Below are 17845 nucleotides of genomic sequence, written 5' to 3' on the forward strand. Positions count from 1 at the left end.
TAATTTAAATTGTTGCGTCCTTTGCGAAAAACTTTGCGCTCTTTGCGGTTAAACTATTCCAAATTTAGTAAAAATAAATCGGAAGCAATTCCGTCACTTAAAAACTTTCCTTTTTTAGTAGTTCGTAAAATATTATCATCCACAAATAACAAATGATCTTCGATAAATTTTGCTGCTTGACGGTTCAAATAATCCAAATAGTTTTTTCCAAATTCTTGTTCGATTCGCTCTAATGAAACACCCCAAATCGTTCGTAAACCCGTCATGATATATTCGTTATATCGATCGGTTTTGGTTAAGGTTTCAATTTCAATTGGTAATTTATTTTCTTGAATCGATTTGATGTAAAGCGAATTATTAGAAACATTCCAACCTCTATTTTTTCCATCATAACTATGAGCTGACGGACCAATTCCGATGTACTTTTTGCCCAACCAATAACTGGAATTGTTTTTTGAGAAATAATTTTCTTTTCCAAAATTCGATAATTCGTAATGAATGAATCCGCTTTCAGAAAGTTTATCGACCAAAATTTGAAAATGTTCCTGAGCCACTTCATCATCAGGTTGCGGAATAATTCCTTTTTGAATGAACGAATGCAAAGCCGTTTTAGGTTCAACCGTTAAAGCATAACTCGAAATATGCGGCACCCCAAAAGACAAAGCCGTTTCGATGTTTTGCAACCATTTTTCATTCGACATTTCTGGAACTCCGTAAATCAAATCGATAGAAATATTATCGAAATATTGTGTTGCAATTTCTAAACATTTTTTAGCTTCTTCAACATTGTGCGCGCGATTCATTAGCTGTAAATCATCTTCAAAAAAGGATTGAATTCCGATTGATAAACGATTGACTTTATTTTTTGAGAGTTCGATTATTCGATTTTCCGCTAAATCATCTGGATTGGCTTCGACGGTGATTTCAGGATTTTCGACTACTCTATAGTTTCTATACACTGTATCAATCAAAAATCTTAAATCTTCAATCGACAATATCGAAGGCGTTCCGCCACCAAAATAAATCGTTTCTACAATCTCATCTTGAAATTCGCTTTTACGCAATTGAATTTCTTTAGCCAATGCCAAAACCATTTCATCTTTCTTCTTCAAATTAGTAGAAAAATGAAAATCGCAATAGTGACAAGCTTGTTTGCAAAAAGGGATATGGATGTAGATTCCTGACATTTGTTTGTTGTTGTAATTTTTTTAATATAGATTTGTTTAATTAAAATTTTTTAACATGAAAAAACTTAAATCATTATTACTTGCTTTACCTTTCATTTTACTCTCATGTTCATCTGATGATAGCGAAAGTAGTAGCCAATTTGCAATGACGGCAAAAATCAATGGTGTAACATTTGAGGCTAACAACCCTTTTGGAACAAATCTTTATTCTTCTACAAATATATGGGATTATTTCCCATTAGAAGACTTTGTAATGTTACAAGGAAGACAAGGAGGATTATTAGGAAATCCTGAAATTAATATTTGGTTAAAAAGAACTGACATTGCTATAGGAACTTATACTTTTGGCGCTGAAACTTATGACACACCACCATCTCATTTCATTGACTTAATTGATAATAGCAATGAAGAAATGGAAGAAACAATTGGAGGAACTATAACAATTACAGAAGTAAATACTTCTTCAAAAATTGTTAAAGGTACATTTCAATTTACAGCTTCTGATAATGCAGGAGATGCAGTTCCTGTGGTTAACATGAATGTGACAAATGGCACATTTAGATATAAATATGAAGATTAATAAACTCTTAAAAAAAAATAGCCAGATATTTTCTGGCTATTTTTTTATTCTATCTTCATTCTGTTTCACAAAAGCATCCCAACCCGAATAACTTTTTTCGCCAACCACTTTTCCCGAATTAAAAAAATGGCAAACCGCAGCTGCCAAACCATCAGTTGAATCGAGGTTTTTTGGTAATTCTTTCAACCCTAACAATTGTTGGAGCATTTTGGCTACTTGTTCTTTACTGGCGTTTCCGTTACCAGTGATGGCCATTTTAATTTTTTTAGGTTCGTATTCTGTAATGGGAATATCTCTGGAAAGTCCAGCTGCCATGGCAACTCCTTGTGCTCTTCCTAATTTCAGCATCGATTGTACGTTTTTACCAAAAAAAGGTGCTTCAATGGCAATTTCATCTGGATTGTGTGTGTCGATTAACTCAATCGTTCGTTCAAAAATGACTTTTAATTTCTGATAATGATTATCGTATTTGGACAAAATGAGTTCGTTCAACTGCAGAAATTCCATTTTCTTGTTGACTACTTTGATTAATCCAAAACCCATAATCGTCGTTCCTGGGTCAATTCCTAATATGATGCGTTCGTTTGCCAATTTTAGTTTAAAGTTTCGTTTCTTTGTACCAATGATTACAATTCCTCACAAAGCTAAGCAATTCCTTGTTTTTACCATCAAACTTTTGATTGTAATTGGTGCGTTTTATTTTATTTACGACCAAATTGCCGGAAATTCGAAATTAGAATGGAGTAAATTCCAAACTTTAGTTTTAGAAAAAACTTCAGTTTTGACAATCATTTTCATCTTACTGTTTAGTGTTGCGAATCGCTATTTTGAGATTTTAAAATGGCAGAATTTGGTGAGTTTTATCAAACCGATTTCGATTGGTGAAGCAAGTAAACAAGTTTTGGGCGCTTTAACTGCAGGGATTTTTACACCAAATGGTTTAGGCGAATATGCAGGAAAAGCGATGTTTTTCAAAAAAGAGCAAACTAAGAAAGTCGTATTTTTAAACTTGATATGCAACGGAATCCAAATGATTTTAACCATTATTTTTGGAACTATTGGATTGATTTTAATTGGATATTGGAAATGGGCCTTAGCGATTATTGGAATTGCAGTTATATTGTTTTTTGCTTCTATTCTTTCGAAAAACATCACCATAAAAGGATATTCCATTCAGAAGTTACTTCATAAAATCAACGAAATTCCGAAGAAGATTCACCGTAAAAATATTTTGCTTGGTGTTTGTCGTTACTTAGTTTTTTCACATCAGTATTACGTTTTATTTTTAGTTTTTGATGTTGATTTGCCTTATTTGACATTGATTAGTTCGATTGCTGCGGTTTACTTTTTAGCTTCTTCGTTACCAAGTTTTCAATTTTTAGATTTTGCTGTAAAAGGAAGTGTCGCAATGTTTTTCTTCGGAAAATATGGCGTTAACGAATGGATTGTAATTTTCATTAGTACGTTAATGTGGTTTTTAAACGTAGTTTTACCCGTAGTAATTGGAAGTTATTACGTGATGCGATTTAAGTTGAATACTTCAAAATAGATAGTTCGTATGTTGGAATTAATCCTCGGAACCGTTTTTCTCATTTATATCCTATTTATTGGGCAACTGATTTATGGATTCAATCGAATGAAACGCTTTTCGAGAAAGGAATTCACTCCAAAAACATCTTTTACCATTGTAGTTCCGTTTCGAAACGAAAAAGAAAATCTTCCGAATTTATTGCATTCGATTTCTTTGTTGAATTATCCGAAAGAATTGGTTGAAATTATTTTAGTGGATGATGATTCCAATGATAGTTGGAAGATGGAAGATGGAAGATGGAAGTTAGAAATTCGATTAATTAAGAACGAAAGAAAATCAAATTCACCAAAAAAAGATGCGATTGAAACTGCGATTGAAATTGCCAAAAACGATTGGATTATTACTACTGATGCCGATTGTTTGATTCAGAAAGATTGGTTAACGACTTTCGATCAATATATTCAGGAAAATGAAGTTGAAATGTTAGCTTCTGGTGTTTGTTATGTTCCAAAAAGTGGCTTTTTATCGGCTTTTCAGAATTTAGATTTTCTAAGTTTACAAGGTGCGACAATTGGAAGTTTTGGAATCAATCAACCCTTTATGTGTAATGGTGCTAATTTTGCTTATTCCAAACATTTTTTCAAAGAATTAAAAGGATTCCAAGGAAATGAAACAATTGCAAGTGGTGATGATGTTTTTTTATTGCAAAAAGCAGTTTCTGTTACTCCAATAAAAGTTGGGTTTTTATTGGCTAAAGAAAGTATTGTCGCTACAAAACCAACAGAGAATTGGACTGAATTGTTTCAGCAACGGGTTCGCTGGGCTTCGAAAAGTACAGGTTATTCTTCGTTTTATGGTAAGTTGCTAGCTCTAGTAGTTTTTGGTGGGAATTTGGCCTGGATTTTAAGTTTCTTACTTTGGTTGACAAGTATATTAGACCAAAACATTTTCATGCTTTTTTTCGCTTTGAAATTCCTAATTGATTTTATCTTGATTTACAAAACCGCTAATTTCCTCGAATCGAAATTACAATATGTGTTAGCGAGTAGTTTGTTGTATCCGTTTTTTTGTGTTTCGGTGGCGGTTTATTCGTTATTTGGCAACTATTCTTGGAAAGGGCGAAACTTTAGAAAATAATTGACTTAAATACGAATTTCACGAATTAAAACGAAATCTTTTTAACATATAAGTCATGTAAGTTTTTGAAGTGGATAATTTTTTCGAATTAAGCTCATTTAAGATTTTACAATTATTAAAATTTCTTAAATCTGTGTTCCTAACTTGAAATTGCACTTATACTTGATTTTGCCCTTGAATTTATCCTTGCTTACTTCTCCATTTTAATAATCACAGGAAGTACGAATTGCGTTTTTACTTTCACACCTCTTTTTATGGCAGGTTCTACTTTTGGAAAATCGGATAATCTTGAAGTTAAAATACTATCAATTTTTGTTTTGTCTGCTAAAGCTGTGCTGTCATTTGGATATAAGGTTTCAAATTCCAAGCTCGAATCGGGATTTACGGTAATTTTTACGTTGATGGTATCGATTTCTGGGTATTCAATACGTAAAGTATCAATTCCTATTCGTTCTTGTATGGTTTGTGCTAAATAATCAAAGAAGCATTGTTTTTTAACTTCAGCATCTTTTATCGTATCGCATTGCAAAACCGATGGAAATTCATCGACTTCGTCCCAATTGATTTTTTTCAATTCTTGTTCTAATAATTCTTTCTCATTAGGAACTTCTTTTTCGAAGTACTGACAAGAATGAAATGCCAAAAGCAAAAAAAGTAGCTGAATTATTTTTCTCATATTACTCTTGCATCTGAAAGTTTATAGGTATTGTATACATAATATTTATTGGTTTTCCATCGCAAGTAGCTGGAATAGCTGTTGGTAATGATTTAATAATACGTATAGCTTCTTCCTCTAAAATCAATCCGTTTTTTGGACCATTAGCTTCTTTTATTTGCGGATTCCCTTCTTTATCAATAACAAAATGCACCATAACTCTTCCTTGCAATTCATGATCCATTGCAAATTCTGGATATCTAAACTTGTTATAGATATGCTTTCTTATATAATCTGTAAAAGTAATTTTTTCTTCAAAACCTGTTGTTGGATTTTTTCTAATGTAATATGGCGATTCTTGATTATCACATTTAGGAAAATCAGCTACATCTTTTTTGACATTATCAGCTAATTTCGTCTTTTCTATTGAATCAGCTTGTCTCTTTTGTTGTTTTGCCACTTTACTTTCTTCAACACGAACCAAATAAGCATCCCATTCTTTCTTTCTTTGTTCATCAATTTCTTTTTTAACTCTTGCCAATTCTTTCAAACGATCTTGAGTTGATATTTTTTTGTCTTGAGCAACAGCAATATTAACCACCAAAAAAGAAACAAAAAATAAAAAAACAAATCGCATAGAAATCAATTATTTAAAAAGTAAGAAACAAAGTTATAAATTTGTTAGACAATAACTAAAATCTTATGGAATACTTTTTACTAATTCTAGGATTACTTTTAATGATAGTCGGAATTATTGGAAGCTTACTTCCTGCTTTACCCGGTCCGCCTATTAGTTGGGTTGGAATTTTGATGCTTTATTTATGCCAAGGAATGGAAACCAATTATTGGTTACTTGGCATTACTTTAGTTATTGCGGTGGTGATTGGGATTTTAGACTATGTTATTCCAGCACAGGGCACAAAGTATTTCGGCGGCAGTAAATATGGGATTTGGGGAACGAATATAGGTTTGGTTGTTGGTTTATTCTTCCCTCCTTTCGGATTTTTGATTGGACCGTTCTTAGGTGCGTTAATAGGTGAACTCATTTACAACTCAAACGAAGGAAAACGAGCTTTTAAAGCGGCCACAGGATCGTTCTTAGGTTTCTTAGCAGGAACGTTTATTAAGTTTTTAGTGAGTTTGCTTTTCTTAGGCGTATTCTTTGTTGTGGTTTGGCAAAATAGAGCGGTTTGGTTTTGATAAAAATCAAAAAAGCTCTGCATAAATGCAAAGCTTTCCATTGGTCTAACTACTAAACCTTTTGGTACTTTCGTACCTAAACAACACAACTATTTTAAATATTTTAAGAGGGCAAAAAAGCCTTTCTTTTACGAAAGGCTTCCTCTTTACTGGCGGTCTGGACGGGACTCGAACCCGCGACCCCATGCGTGACAGGCATGTATTCTAACCAACTGAACTACCAAACCAGTGCTTGATTGCGAGTGCAAATATACTACGCTTTTTCATTCCTGCAAATATTTTTATAAAAAAAATTAAACTTTTTTTAGCCATATCAGCCAAACTTTTGTTTTTCAACCAAATAGGTTAGTAAAATTTTTTCAAAATTTTCACCTACAGAAACGGGTACATAGCGAATTTGATACTGCATACACGTTGCTTCTATCGTTTTGAAATACTCTTGCACCACTTTTTGATACGACTCTTGTGTATTTTCAGCAAATAAATTGATTTCTTCTCCCGATTCTACATCAATAAACTTACGAGGCGCATTGTCGAAATTGAAATTTAACTCGGTTTTTTCATCATACACATGAAAAACTACTACTTTATGTTTGTTGTGTTTTAAATGTTGAAGCGCTTTGAAGATTTTATCGTTGTCTTCTTCCGAACCTTCGGAATGAAACATATCGGTAAATAAAATTACCATAGAACGACGATGAATATTTTCGGCAATTTGATGCAAAAAAGTTACCGTATCCGTTTTTCGAGTGGTTTTGTTTTGCGACAACACTTCTTCCAGCTTGTTTAAAATCATGCTATGATGACGCTCACTTCCTTTTTCTGGCGAATAATATTCATACGTATCCGAATAAACGCTCAATCCAACCGCATCGCGTTGCTTTTTAAGCAAATTCATCAAAACCGCAGAAGCCAATACCGAAAACCCGATTTTACTCTCATAAAACGGCTGATTTTCCTTTAAGTTCGGATAATGCATCGAAGACGAGTTGTCTAAAATCAAATGACAACGTAAATTGGTTTCTTCTTCGTAGCGTTTTGTGTATAATCTATCGGTTTTAGCGTATAATTTCCAATCGATATGCTTGGTACTTTCTCCTGGATTGTAGATTTTATGCTCAGCAAACTCTGCCGAAAATCCATGAAATGGCGATTTGTGCATACCGGAAATAAAACCTTCGACAATTTGGTTGGCTAAAAGTTCTAAATGCTCAAAACTGGAAATTTTTTGTATTTGAGATTCTAAATTCATATCGTAAAGATAGAAAAAGATTTTTAAAATGGAACGCGGATGAAACGGATTCGCTAAGGCGAAATGCGGTTAAAAACAGATTTCTTAAATGAACACTACAAATTGAAACAATTAAAATTTTAATAAAGAAAAACCCTCTAACTATGTGTTTTAAAACAAAAAAGGCCCAACTTTCGTTGAGCCTTGAATTTCTTTTTCAAATATTATAGTAATGCGTCAATTGCATCTGTATACGTTTTCTTTGGAGCAACGCCTACTTGTCTTCCAACCACTTCTCCGTTTTGGAATACTAAAACTGTTGGAATATTTCTAACTCCGTATTTTGCAGCAAATTCTTGGTTTGCGTCAACATCTACTTTTCCTACTACTGCTTTTCCTTCATACTCAGTAGAAATTTCGTCGATAACTGGACCAACCATTCTACATGGACCACACCAAGCTGCCCAAAAATCTACTACTACTGGTTTGTCTGATTTTAATACTACTTCATCAAAAGTAGCATCTGTTATTGCTAATGCCATATTATTTCTTTTTAGTTTTATACTTATTTGAATTGCAAATTTAGGAATTAATTATAAACCAAAGTGTATTTTAAAATTACTTTTGATTATACTCTCATTTGCAGAATTTATACTTAATTTAATTTAAAATTTACTTGCATGCGTTCCAATTCTTGAAGTAATTCCGATGAGATTTTTACTTTCAATTTTCGGCTTGGCATTGAAAGTTTTGTTTTTACAATGATTTCATCTTTTTCAACTGGAACTTCAATATTCATTTCCACTTCTTCATTAGAATCTTCCAAAATTTCTTCTTCCATATCTACTGGATTTGAAACTGGAATATCTTCCACAATTCGCTTTATTCGCTCCAATTCCATTACCTCAAACGTTACTGAATTATCACCTTTATTTTCAGAAAAAATTCGATTTAATTCGGCTATCACATGTTCTTTTACATCGTTAATTGGGAACATTAAAATCAATTTCTTAGCAAATGTAGGCAATACATCAGCCAACATTTTAGCATCTAAAAACTGAATTCTTGGATCGGATTTTTTACCCGTTTCGCGATTTACCCAACCTTCTTTCACATTGATTTTAAAATACACAAACTGATTTTGCAACAAGAAATGACGGTATTTTAAATATTCTTCATCAAAAATTCTGAACTCATAACTTTCGTCATAACCCTCTAATACAAAGGTTGCCCAACCTTTTCCGTTTTTGGCGGTTCGATGTTGCACATTGGTAACAATTCCTCCAAAAGAAAGATTCTTACCTAAATGCTGCTCCAAATTTTTAAGTGATTCTAATTTAGCCGTACAAAAATATTTCATCTCAAATTTATAATCATCTAACGGATGCCCCGAAATATAAATTCCCACTACTTCTTTTTCTTTGGCTAATTTTTCCATTGTGCTCCATTCTTCACACGGTGGCACTTGAGGTTCTGCAATTTGAACTTCCGAAGCATCACCAAACAAGCTTACTTGCGATGAATTTTCGTTTTCTTGGAATTTCGAACCATAACGAATCGCCTTTTCTAAGAACGTAATTCCGTCGCCATCATGATGAAAATATTGGGCACGATGGGTTTCAGAAAAACCATCAAAACCACCAGCTAATGCTAAGTTTTCGAATGCTTTTTTATTCGCCGCACGCAAATCAATACGTTTAGCTAAATCGAAGATAGATTTGTAATTTCCATCTTTTCTGTTCTCAACAATGGTTTGAACGGCTCCTGCGCCAACACCTTTAATCGCTCCCATTCCGAAACGAACGGCGTAGTTTTCATTAACCGTAAATTTATAGTACGATTCATTCACATCTGGACCCAAAACGGCTAATCCCATGCGCTTACATTCTTCCATAAAGAACGAAACTTGTTTGATATCGTTCATGTTATTCGAAAGTACGGCAGCCATATATTCCGCAGGATAATGCGCTTTAAGATATGCTGTTTGATAGGCAATCCAAGCATAACAAGTGGAGTGCGATTTATTGAAGGCATAACTCGCAAACGCTTCCCAGTCGGTCCAAATTTTGTCTAATTTTTGTTCGTCGTGACCATTGGCTTTTGCTTGATCGATGAACTTAGATTTCATTTTATCCAAGACATCTTTCTGCTTTTTACCCATAGCTTTTCGAAGTACGTCGGCATCACCTTTAGAGAAATTAGCCAATTTTTGAGACAGAAGCATCACCTGTTCTTGGTAAACGGTAATTCCGTAGGTTTCTCCTAAATATTCTTCGCAAGCATCTAAATCGTAAGTGATAGGTTCTTCACCATTTTTTCTGCGAACGAAAGAAGGAATGTATTCCAATGGTCCCGGACGATATAATGCATTCATGGCAATTAAATCGGCAAAAACTGTTGGTTTTAAGTCCTTCATGTATTTTTGCATTCCAGGCGATTCGTATTGGAAAACCCCAACCGTTTCACCTCTTTGGAATAACTCATATGTTTTGGTGTCATCAATTGGAAATTCGTCAGGATTCAAATCGATTCCTAAACGATATTTTACCAATTTCACCGTGTCTTTAATTAAGGTTAGGGTTTTTAATCCCAAAAAGTCCATCTTCAACAAACCAGCACTTTCTGCGACCGAGTTGTCAAATTGGGTTACATATAAATCCGAATCTTTTGCAGTGGTTACGGGAACGAAATTCGTAATATCATCTGGCGTAATAATCACACCACAAGCGTGAATTCCGGTATTTCGCATGGAACCTTCCAAAACTTTTGCTTGCTGAATGGTTTCTCCAGCTAAGTCTTCTGAATTGGCGATTTCGATTAATTCTTTTACTCGGTCAAATTCTTCAGAACGTAATGCTTTTTTGACTTCGGATTCGTCTTCGGCTAAGAATCGTGCTAAATTCCATTTCGACGGCATCATGCCTGGAATTAATTTGGCAATTCTATCCGCTTCAAAAAGCGGCAAATCCAACACACGAGCGGTATCTCGAATTGCTGATTTAGTAGCCATTTTACCATAGGTAATAATTTGCGCCACCTGACTTGCTCCGTATTTATTGATTACATAATCCATAACACGACCACGACCTTCATCATCAAAATCGATATCAATATCGGGCATGGAAACACGGTCGGGATTTAAGAAACGCTCAAAAAGCAAATCGTATTTAATTGGGTCGATATTTGTAATTCCTAAACAATACGCCACAGCAGAACCCGCAGCAGAACCACGACCTGGTCCAACAGAAACGTCCATTTTTCTAGCTTCGGCAATGAAATCTTGTACAATTAAGAAATAACCTGGATAACCTGAATTGGAAATCGTTAGTAATTCAAAATCTAAACGCTCTTGAATATCTGGTGTGATTTCGCCATAACGTTTTTTAGCACCTTCCATGGTGAGATGTTTCAAATACGCATTTTCACCACGAACGCCACCATCTAATTTATCTTCCTCTACTTCAAATTCATCAGGAATTTTAAATTTTGGAAGTAATACATCTCGATATAAAGAATAAGGTTCCGTTTTATCGATGATTTCTTGAATATTGATAATCGCTTCAGGTAAATCCGCAAAAAGCTGCTTCATTTCGTCACCCGATTTGAAATAATATTCTTGATTTGGTAATCCATAACGATAACCACGTCCGCGACCAATTGGTGTAGCTTGTTTTTCACCATCTTTTACACACAATAAAATATCGTGGGCGTTAGCATCTTCTTTATTAACGTAATAGGTATTGTTGGTCGCAACTAACTTTACATTGTGTTTTTTCGCGAAAGCTATTAAGGTTTGATTAACGCGATTTTCATCTTCTTGTTTGTGACGCATTAATTCCAAATAGAAATCAAAACCAAATTGATCTTTCCACCAAATTAAAGCTTCTTCGGCTTGACTTTCTCCAACATTCAGAATTTTACTAGGAATTTCTCCATATAAATTTCCCGAAAGAACGATGATGTCTTCTTTGTAGTGTTCTACGATTTTTCTATCAATACGCGGAACGTAATAGAAACCATCGGTGTAAGCAATGGAAGACATTTTGGCTAAGTTGTGATAGCCTTTTTTATTTTTTGCCAATAAAACTACTTGATAACCGTTGTCTTTTTTGGTCTTATCTTTATGATCGTCGCAGATGTTAAACTCGCAACCAACGATGGGTTTGATTATGGTTTCTGTTGGTTCTTCACCGTTTTCGACTAATTCTTTGTTTTTAGCTTCAGCTGCTTTGTTGTGATTTAAAACGGCACTTACAAAATGAAACGCACCCATCATATTACCAGTATCGGTCATAGCAACCGCTGGCATTTTGAATTTTGCCGAAGCTTTTACCAAATCATTAATTGCGATAGTCGATTGTAACACCGAAAACTGTGTATGATTGTGCAAATGTGCAAAAGCAGCGTCTTTTAAATCGGATTTTACTTCTTCTGAAATTGTGGTTTGAACTTCCTCTTGTTCGATTTTTTTCAAACGCGCTCTAATTTCATCAGAGGCTTGTTTCAGATTGATATGCTTTAATCCAATTAACTGGACTTCTCCCAAATTTTTTTCTCGGAAACTTCTGAAATATTCTGGCGTTACATCTAACTCTTCTTTGGTGAAAACTTCTCTTTTGATTAACTCAAGAAAACAACGTGTTGTTGCTTCCACATCGGCAGTGGCATTATGTGCTTCTGCGAAAGGTTGATTGAAAAGATATTGATGTAATTCGGTTAATGTTGGTAATTTGAATCTTCCACCACGACCCCCTGGTAATTTTAATAAGTTGGCGGTGATTTCGGTACAGGTATCCAAAACCGGCATTTTAGTCATGTCGGAACCGATGTTCATACGATGGAATTCACATCCCATAATATTGACATCAAATCCTACATTTTGTCCAACGATGAATTTCGCTTTTGAAAGTGCAATATTGAATTTTTCTAAAACTTCAGATAACAAAACCCCTTGCTCCATTGCTAATTCGGTAGAAATACCATGAATTCGCTCTGCATCATAAGGAATATTGAAACCTTCGGGCTTAACCAAGTAATCTTGGTGCTCGATTAAATTTCCCATTTCGTCATGCAATTGCCATGCAATTTGAATACAACGAGGCCAGTTATCAGTATCGGTTATGGGTGCCGACCAACTGCGAGGTAAACCTGTGGTTTCTGTATCGAAAATTAAGTACATCTATCTGATAATTAAGCTAAAGAAAAAAAACAAAAGCAAATTTTGAATAAAAACAAAAATACATTTTAAGTTATTGAATGCCAATTTAAGTTATCAACAAAACAAAAAAACCACCTGAATCACTCCAGATGGTTTTGATATTTTTGGGTTGAATTTTTAGAATGTAGAGATTGGAATCTTATAAAAAACTCCTTCAGAGAACGTAATTACTTCTCCTTCTTCATTAACTGCTTTGAAATTATAAGTTCCGGTGAACAATCCGTTTTCAACTTCTTTAATCTTGATTTCACCATTACTTTGTTGAATGTTGATTACTCTAAACGTAGCGTTATTATTTCCGCCAACAATAGTTATTAAATCACCTGGTCTATACCCAACGCCTCTTGCTACAACAGTAATTTCAGTAACAGCACCATTTGTAGTTTTAGTAGCCACTCTTAATCCAGAACCAGAACCACCTGTTGTTTGAGCTCCAGCTGAATTAGTTTGATAAGCTGTTCCTCTATTAATCATTCCAGAAACCTTAAATGCTGGTCCAGAATATAAACCTGTATCATAATAATCTTCAAAACCATCCACATCATTAGAATAGGAAGCAAAATTATCTTGATTTGTAGTTCCTAATACATAAACTCCAGGATCTGTACTTGACGTTTCTAAAGTTACTGTCTCGTATAGATTGTAGGCAGTAATTATCATTCTACCATCCTCATCAACACTAACTCTTGCATCACTTGCTCTCCAGTAAACATCATTTTGTTTGGCTTGAAAAGCTGGATTATTAGTTTGAAGATCCTCTTGACACGAAGAAAAAGCAACAACAAGCGCAAACAAAGAAACTATTTTTTTCATCTTAAATTAAGTTCGTTATAATATGTAGGTAACAAAAATAACTTTTTTATTGAAATAAAAACATTTTATCGAAAAAAATATTTTCAGACAACTTATAGATTTGTATTGCAAAGTTTTATATATTTGCACCCTTAAATAACCGAGGTCGAGAACCTCAAATTAATCACAAGATTATGTCAGTAAAAATTAGATTACAAAGACACGGAAAAAAAGGGAAACCTTTTTATTGGGTTGTTGCAGCAGATGCAAGATCGAAAAGAGATGGTAAATTCTTAGAGAAAATCGGAACTTACAATCCAAACACTAACCCTGCAACTATCGATTTAAACATCGAAAAAGCTGCACAATGGTTACACAATGGTGCTCAGCCAACTGACACTGCAAGAGCAATTTTATCTTACACAGGTGCTTTATTAAAACACCACTTAGATGGAGGAGTTCGTAAAGGTGCTTTAACTCAAGAACAAGCTGATGCTAAATTAGCTACTTGGTTAGAAGAAAAAGCTGGTAAAGTTGATGCTAAGAAATCAGGTTTATCTAAAGCTGAAGCTGATGCAAAAGCAAAAGCTTTAAAAGCTGAACAAGAAGCAAACGCAAAACGTATTGCTGCTCAAGCTGAGGCTGCAAAAGCTGCTGAAGCTACAGAAGAAGTTGCTGAAGAAGTAGTTGAGGCTGCTACTGAAGAAGCTCCTGCTGTTGAAGAAAACAACGAAGAAACTCAAGCATAATTTTATAGCGATTCCATGCGTAAAGAAGATTGTTTCTATTTAGGTAAAATCGCAAAAAAATTTAGTTTCAAAGGGGAAGTATTGGCGTATTTAGACACCGATGAACCCGAATTGTATCAAAATTTGGAATCAGTTTTTGTTGAAATCAACAAAAGTCTGGTTCCATTTTTTATTGAAAGTAGTTCGCTTCACAAAGAAAAATTCTTACGTATTCGTTTTGAAGACATACAAACCGAAGAAGAAGCAGACGAAATCATGGGAAGCGAAATTTATCTTCCACTTTCTATGTTACCTAAATTAGAAGGTACTCAATTCTATTATCACGAAGTAATCGGGTTTGATGTATTAGATACTCGTTTGGGTAATATTGGAAAAATTACTGCTATTAATGACAGTGGTGCTCAACCACTTTTTGAAATTGATAAAAACGGTACTGAAATTTTAATTCCGCTTATTGATGATTTCATCATTGCACTTGACAGAGCAAACAAAACCATTACTTTAGAAACCCCTGAAGGTTTGGTTGATTTATATCTTGGATAATTCCAATGACTTTTACATTCAAACAATTTTCGGTTAATCAAGATCGTTGTGCTATGAAAATTGGCACAGATGGTGTTTTGCTTGGTGCTTGGACTCCATTAATCAATAATCCATTCAACGTTTTAGACATTGGTGCTGGAACTGGGATTTTATCTTTAATGTTAGCCCAAAGAAGCAACGCTGAACAAATCGACGCCATCGAAATTGACGAAGATGCTTACGAACAATGTGTTGAAAATTTTGAAACTTCACCTTGGGGTGATAAATTATTTTGTTTTCATGCCGGTTTGGATGAATTTGTGGACGAACCTGAAGATGAGTATGATTTAATCATTTCCAATCCGCCTTTTTACACCGATGATTATAAATCAGATAATAGTTCGAGAGATTTAGCACGTTTTGAAGACGCTTTACCTTTTGAAGAATTAATTGAAGCGGCCGCCTTATTACTTTCGGATAATGGGATTTTTTCTGTGATTATTCCTTATAAAGAAGAAGAGCAATTTGTTGCTATGTGTAAAGAATTGGATTTATTTCCATTAAAAATTACTCGTGTAAAAGGCACACCAACATCGGAAATCAAAAGAAGTTTATTGGCTTTTTGCAGAATAGAAAAAACTCCGTTAATTGATGAGTTAGTCATTGAAATTTCTAGACATAATTATACTCCTGAATATATTGAGTTGACGAAGGATTTCTATTTGAAGATGTAACCCTAGCCCAGATGGTAGCGGCATCCTTTTTGTTTTTCGAGCATTTCTTTTACAATGAAATAACGAATTGTTTTTAGAATTCGATAAAAACAAAAAGATATAGCGAACAGCTGGAAAAAGCTTCTTATAAAATTATAACACTTGTTCGTTGATTTGTTAAAAATCTTTACTTACTTTTGTGACTTTCAAATCAAAAACTATGAGACCAGACTTATTTCAATCTCCAGATTATTATTTATTAGACGAATTATTATCTGACGAACATAAAATGGTGCGTGATGCTGCACGTGCTTGGGTAAAAAAAGAAGTATCTCCAATTATTGAAGAATACGCACAAAGAGCAGAATTTCCACATCAAATCGTAAAAGGTTTAGGAGAAATTGGTGGATTTGGTCCTTATATTCCTGTAGAATATGGCGGTGCTGGATTAGATCAAATTTCTTATGGATTAATCATGCAAGAAATTGAAAGAGGAGATTCGGGTGTACGTTCGACTTCATCTGTTCAGTCTTCTTTGGTGATGTACCCAATTTGGAAATACGGAAACGAAGAACAAAGAATGAAATATTTACCAAAATTAGCCACTGGAGAATTCATTGGTTGTTTTGGTTTAACTGAGCCAGATTTTGGTTCAAATCCGGGTGGAATGGTGACTAATTTTAAAGATATGGGCGATCATTATCTTTTAAATGGTGCTAAAATGTGGATTTCGAATGCGCCTTTTGCTGACATTGCAGTTGTTTGGGCTAAAAACGAAGAAGGAAGAATTCACGGATTAATTGTGGAAAGAGGAATGGAAGGTTTTTCAACTCCTGAAACACATAACAAATGGTCATTAAGAGCTTCTGCCACTGGAGAACTTATTTTTGACAACGTAAAAGTTCCAAAAGAAAACTTATTACCAAACAAATCTGGATTAGGAGCACCACTTGGCTGTTTAGATTCGGCACGTTATGGAATTGCTTGGGGAGCGATTGGAGCAGCAATGGATTGTTATGACACAGCTTTGAGATATTCAAAAGAAAGAATTCAATTTGACAAACCAATTGGAGCAACTCAATTACAACAAAAAAAATTAGCTGAAATGATTACTGAAATCACAAAAGCACAATTATTAACTTGGAGATTGGGCGTTTTAAGAAACGAAGGAAAAGCTACTTCGGCTCAAATTTCGATGGCAAAAAGAAACAATGTTGACATGGCGTTAACAATTGCTCGTGATGCACGTCAAATGCTTGGTGGAATGGGAATTACAGGTGAATATTCAATCATGAGACACATGATGAATTTAGAATCTGTAGTGACTTACGAAGGAACTCACGATATTCACTTGTTAATTACAGGTATGGATGTTACAGGTTTCCCTGCATTCAAATAATTGAACAATAGATAAAATTGATACAAAATGCTTCTCTTTTTAGGGAAGCATTTTTACATTTGTAGTGTACGGATTCAAATCCATAAGAAGTCAGAATTTCGTATATGATAATAAAAATTGCCTTATGAATATTCAAACTATAAACCAATCGATTCAAAATCAGAAAGAACAATTATTAAATCATTCGTTATACAACAAAGTAAAAACGATTGACGATTTACATTGTTTCTTAGAAAACCACATTTATGCGGTTTGGGATTTTATGTCGTTATTAAAAGCCTTACAAAATAAATTAACTTGCACCACAACACCTTGGTTACCAATTGGAAATCCAGAAATTCGTTATTTAATTAATGAAATTGTTGTAGCTGAAGAAACCGATTTAACATTGGACGGAACGCGTCAAAGTCATTTTGAGATGTATTTGGATGCTATGACGCAATGTGGCGCTTCTACTACTCAAATCAATGCGTTTTTGAAGAATGTGGAAGAAACGAAAAACATTTTTGTATCGATTAAACAAAGTGATTTACATCCGAATGTGAAAGCCTTTTTGGATTTTACTTTCCGTGTGATTGAACAAGGAAAACCTCATGAAATTGCTGCTGCATTTACTTTTGGAAGAGAAGATTTGATTCCGAATATGTTTACCGAGATTTTAAAAAGCTTCCAACAAAACTTCCCTGAAACTGATTTATCAAAACTAATTTATTATTTCGAAAGACATATTGAATTAGATGCCGATGAGCACGGACCAATGGCGATGCAAATGATTACTGAACTTTGCGGTGATTCAGAACAAAAATGGAATGAAGTAGAAGAAGTTTCGGTTTTAGCTTTAGAAAAGAGAATCGGACTTTGGAATGCAATTGATGAGCAAGTGGAACATAAACATGAATTAGTATAAATGAAAAGCGAGAATTTCTTCTCG

The 17845-nt window shown here is 34.2% G+C and carries 17 protein-coding genes and 1 tRNA gene; 9 read left to right on the forward strand and 9 right to left on the reverse strand.

Annotated elements, in window-relative coordinates:
• Positions 1 to 53: 53 nt before the first annotated feature.
• Positions 54 to 1187: a radical SAM family heme chaperone HemW gene (hemW, locus tag B0I03_RS04250; protein ID WP_111566219.1), complete on the reverse strand. Its 1134-nt coding sequence runs from the start codon at positions 1185 to 1187 to the stop codon at positions 54 to 56.
• Positions 1188 to 1242: 55 nt separating this feature from the next.
• On the opposite strand from hemW, the gene B0I03_RS04255 reads away from it, so the two are divergent.
• Positions 1243 to 1767 (forward strand): DUF6252 family protein, encoded by a 525-nt coding sequence (locus B0I03_RS04255; protein WP_111566220.1) that lies wholly within the window; start codon positions 1243 to 1245, stop codon positions 1765 to 1767.
• Positions 1768 to 1803: 36 nt separating this feature from the next.
• Here the strand turns inward: B0I03_RS04255 and ruvC are convergent, their stop codons facing one another.
• Positions 1804 to 2358: a crossover junction endodeoxyribonuclease RuvC gene (ruvC, locus tag B0I03_RS04260; RefSeq protein WP_111566221.1), complete on the reverse strand. Its 555-nt coding sequence runs from the start codon at positions 2356 to 2358 to the stop codon at positions 1804 to 1806.
• A 31-nt stretch (positions 2359 to 2389) separates the two neighbouring features.
• Here ruvC and B0I03_RS04265 point away from each other — a divergent pair, with 31 nt between their 5' ends.
• Positions 2390 to 3316 carry a hypothetical protein gene (locus tag B0I03_RS04265; protein ID WP_181452345.1) on the forward strand — a complete coding sequence of 309 codons (927 nt, stop codon included), beginning with the start codon at positions 2390 to 2392 and terminating at the stop codon, positions 3314 to 3316.
• 9 nt (positions 3317 to 3325) lie between these two features.
• Positions 3326 to 4435, forward strand: coding sequence for a glycosyltransferase family 2 protein (locus B0I03_RS04270; protein ID WP_111566223.1), 1110 nt, complete (start codon positions 3326 to 3328; stop codon positions 4433 to 4435).
• A 190-nt stretch (positions 4436 to 4625) separates the two neighbouring features.
• Here the strand turns inward: B0I03_RS04270 and B0I03_RS04275 are convergent, their stop codons facing one another.
• Together B0I03_RS04275 and B0I03_RS04280 are read right to left on the reverse strand one after the other, a co-directional pair.
• Positions 4626 to 5111, reverse strand: a complete 486-nt coding sequence (locus B0I03_RS04275) for a hypothetical protein (protein WP_111566224.1) — start codon at positions 5109 to 5111, stop codon at positions 4626 to 4628.
• Position 5112: 1 nt separating this feature from the next.
• On the reverse strand, positions 5113 to 5727 hold the full coding sequence (locus B0I03_RS04280) for an energy transducer TonB (RefSeq protein WP_111566225.1): 615 nt from the start codon (positions 5725 to 5727) through the stop codon (positions 5113 to 5115).
• A gap of 65 nt (positions 5728 to 5792) precedes the next feature.
• On the opposite strand from B0I03_RS04280, the gene B0I03_RS04285 reads away from it, so the two are divergent.
• Positions 5793 to 6290 carry a DUF456 domain-containing protein gene (locus B0I03_RS04285; RefSeq protein ID WP_111566226.1) on the forward strand — a complete coding sequence of 166 codons (498 nt, stop codon included), beginning with the start codon at positions 5793 to 5795 and terminating at the stop codon, positions 6288 to 6290.
• A 150-nt stretch (positions 6291 to 6440) separates the two neighbouring features.
• On the opposite strand, the gene B0I03_RS04290 is transcribed toward B0I03_RS04285, so the two are convergent.
• The 5 genes from B0I03_RS04290 to B0I03_RS04310 form a co-directional block, all read right to left on the reverse strand.
• Positions 6441 to 6517: transfer RNA gene (locus B0I03_RS04290), tRNA-Asp, on the reverse strand.
• Positions 6518 to 6603: 86 nt separating this feature from the next.
• The gene (locus B0I03_RS04295; protein WP_111566227.1) at positions 6604 to 7542 is read right to left on the reverse strand and encodes a DUF58 domain-containing protein; all 939 of its coding nucleotides are present in this window, start codon (positions 7540 to 7542) and stop codon (positions 6604 to 6606) included.
• A gap of 203 nt (positions 7543 to 7745) precedes the next feature.
• Complete coding sequence (gene trxA, locus B0I03_RS04300) at positions 7746 to 8063, reverse strand: thioredoxin (protein WP_073581080.1); 318 nt, start codon at positions 8061 to 8063, stop codon at positions 7746 to 7748.
• Positions 8064 to 8176: 113 nt separating this feature from the next.
• The gene (gene dnaE / locus B0I03_RS04305; RefSeq protein ID WP_111566228.1) at positions 8177 to 12700 is read right to left on the reverse strand and encodes a DNA polymerase III subunit alpha; all 4524 of its coding nucleotides are present in this window, start codon (positions 12698 to 12700) and stop codon (positions 8177 to 8179) included.
• Positions 12701 to 12856: 156 nt separating this feature from the next.
• Complete coding sequence (locus tag B0I03_RS04310; RefSeq protein WP_111566229.1) at positions 12857 to 13552, reverse strand: DUF6252 family protein; 696 nt, start codon at positions 13550 to 13552, stop codon at positions 12857 to 12859.
• Between the two features lie 173 nt (positions 13553 to 13725).
• Here B0I03_RS04310 and B0I03_RS04315 point away from each other — a divergent pair, with 173 nt between their 5' ends.
• From B0I03_RS04315 to B0I03_RS04335, 5 genes are all read left to right on the forward strand, one after another.
• Entirely contained in the window at positions 13726 to 14280 is a 555-nt protein-coding gene (locus tag B0I03_RS04315; RefSeq protein WP_111566230.1) for a 30S ribosomal protein S16, read from the forward strand.
• A gap of 15 nt (positions 14281 to 14295) precedes the next feature.
• Positions 14296 to 14823, forward strand: coding sequence for a ribosome maturation factor RimM (gene rimM / locus B0I03_RS04320; protein WP_111566231.1), 528 nt, complete (start codon positions 14296 to 14298; stop codon positions 14821 to 14823).
• A gap of 53 nt (positions 14824 to 14876) precedes the next feature.
• Positions 14877 to 15536, forward strand: coding sequence for a tRNA1(Val) (adenine(37)-N6)-methyltransferase (locus B0I03_RS04325; protein ID WP_111566374.1), 660 nt, complete (start codon positions 14877 to 14879; stop codon positions 15534 to 15536).
• Between the two features lie 199 nt (positions 15537 to 15735).
• A complete protein-coding gene (locus tag B0I03_RS04330) occupies positions 15736 to 16914 on the forward strand; it encodes an acyl-CoA dehydrogenase family protein (RefSeq protein WP_111566232.1) in 1179 nt (392 codons plus the stop codon).
• Between the two features lie 124 nt (positions 16915 to 17038).
• Positions 17039 to 17821, forward strand: a complete 783-nt coding sequence (locus B0I03_RS04335) for a DUF3050 domain-containing protein (protein WP_111566233.1) — start codon at positions 17039 to 17041, stop codon at positions 17819 to 17821.
• Positions 17822 to 17845 lie beyond the last annotated feature (24 nt).

Origin of the sequence: Flavobacterium aquaticum (assembly GCF_003259835.1) — a bacterium.
GTDB lineage: Bacteria > Bacteroidota > Bacteroidia > Flavobacteriales > Flavobacteriaceae > Flavobacterium > Flavobacterium aquaticum.

Excerpts from the sequence above, each read along its gene's own strand:
- hemW (WP_111566219.1), bottom strand. The coding sequence starts at position 1,187 with ATGTCAGGAATCTACATCCATATCCCTTTTTGCAAACAAGCTTGTCAC.
- B0I03_RS04255 (WP_111566220.1), top strand. The coding sequence starts at position 1,243 with ATGAAAAAACTTAAATCATTATTACTTGCTTTACCTTTCATTTTACTC.
- B0I03_RS04265 (WP_181452345.1), top strand. The coding sequence starts at position 2,390 with ATGATTACAATTCCTCACAAAGCTAAGCAATTCCTTGTTTTTACCATC.
- B0I03_RS04270 (WP_111566223.1), top strand. The coding sequence starts at position 3,326 with ATGTTGGAATTAATCCTCGGAACCGTTTTTCTCATTTATATCCTATTT.
- B0I03_RS04275 (WP_111566224.1), bottom strand. The coding sequence starts at position 5,111 with ATGAGAAAAATAATTCAGCTACTTTTTTTGCTTTTGGCATTTCATTCT.
- B0I03_RS04280 (WP_111566225.1), bottom strand. The coding sequence starts at position 5,727 with ATGCGATTTGTTTTTTTATTTTTTGTTTCTTTTTTGGTGGTTAATATT.
- B0I03_RS04285 (WP_111566226.1), top strand. The coding sequence starts at position 5,793 with ATGGAATACTTTTTACTAATTCTAGGATTACTTTTAATGATAGTCGGA.
- B0I03_RS04295 (WP_111566227.1), bottom strand. The coding sequence starts at position 7,542 with ATGAATTTAGAATCTCAAATACAAAAAATTTCCAGTTTTGAGCATTTA.
- trxA (WP_073581080.1), bottom strand. The coding sequence starts at position 8,063 with ATGGCATTAGCAATAACAGATGCTACTTTTGATGAAGTAGTATTAAAA.
- dnaE (WP_111566228.1), bottom strand. The coding sequence starts at position 12,700 with ATGTACTTAATTTTCGATACAGAAACCACAGGTTTACCTCGCAGTTGG.
- B0I03_RS04310 (WP_111566229.1), bottom strand. The coding sequence starts at position 13,552 with ATGAAAAAAATAGTTTCTTTGTTTGCGCTTGTTGTTGCTTTTTCTTCG.
- B0I03_RS04315 (WP_111566230.1), top strand. The coding sequence starts at position 13,726 with ATGTCAGTAAAAATTAGATTACAAAGACACGGAAAAAAAGGGAAACCT.
- rimM (WP_111566231.1), top strand. The coding sequence starts at position 14,296 with ATGCGTAAAGAAGATTGTTTCTATTTAGGTAAAATCGCAAAAAAATTT.
- B0I03_RS04325 (WP_111566374.1), top strand. The coding sequence starts at position 14,877 with ATGAAAATTGGCACAGATGGTGTTTTGCTTGGTGCTTGGACTCCATTA.
- B0I03_RS04330 (WP_111566232.1), top strand. The coding sequence starts at position 15,736 with ATGAGACCAGACTTATTTCAATCTCCAGATTATTATTTATTAGACGAA.
- B0I03_RS04335 (WP_111566233.1), top strand. The coding sequence starts at position 17,039 with ATGAATATTCAAACTATAAACCAATCGATTCAAAATCAGAAAGAACAA.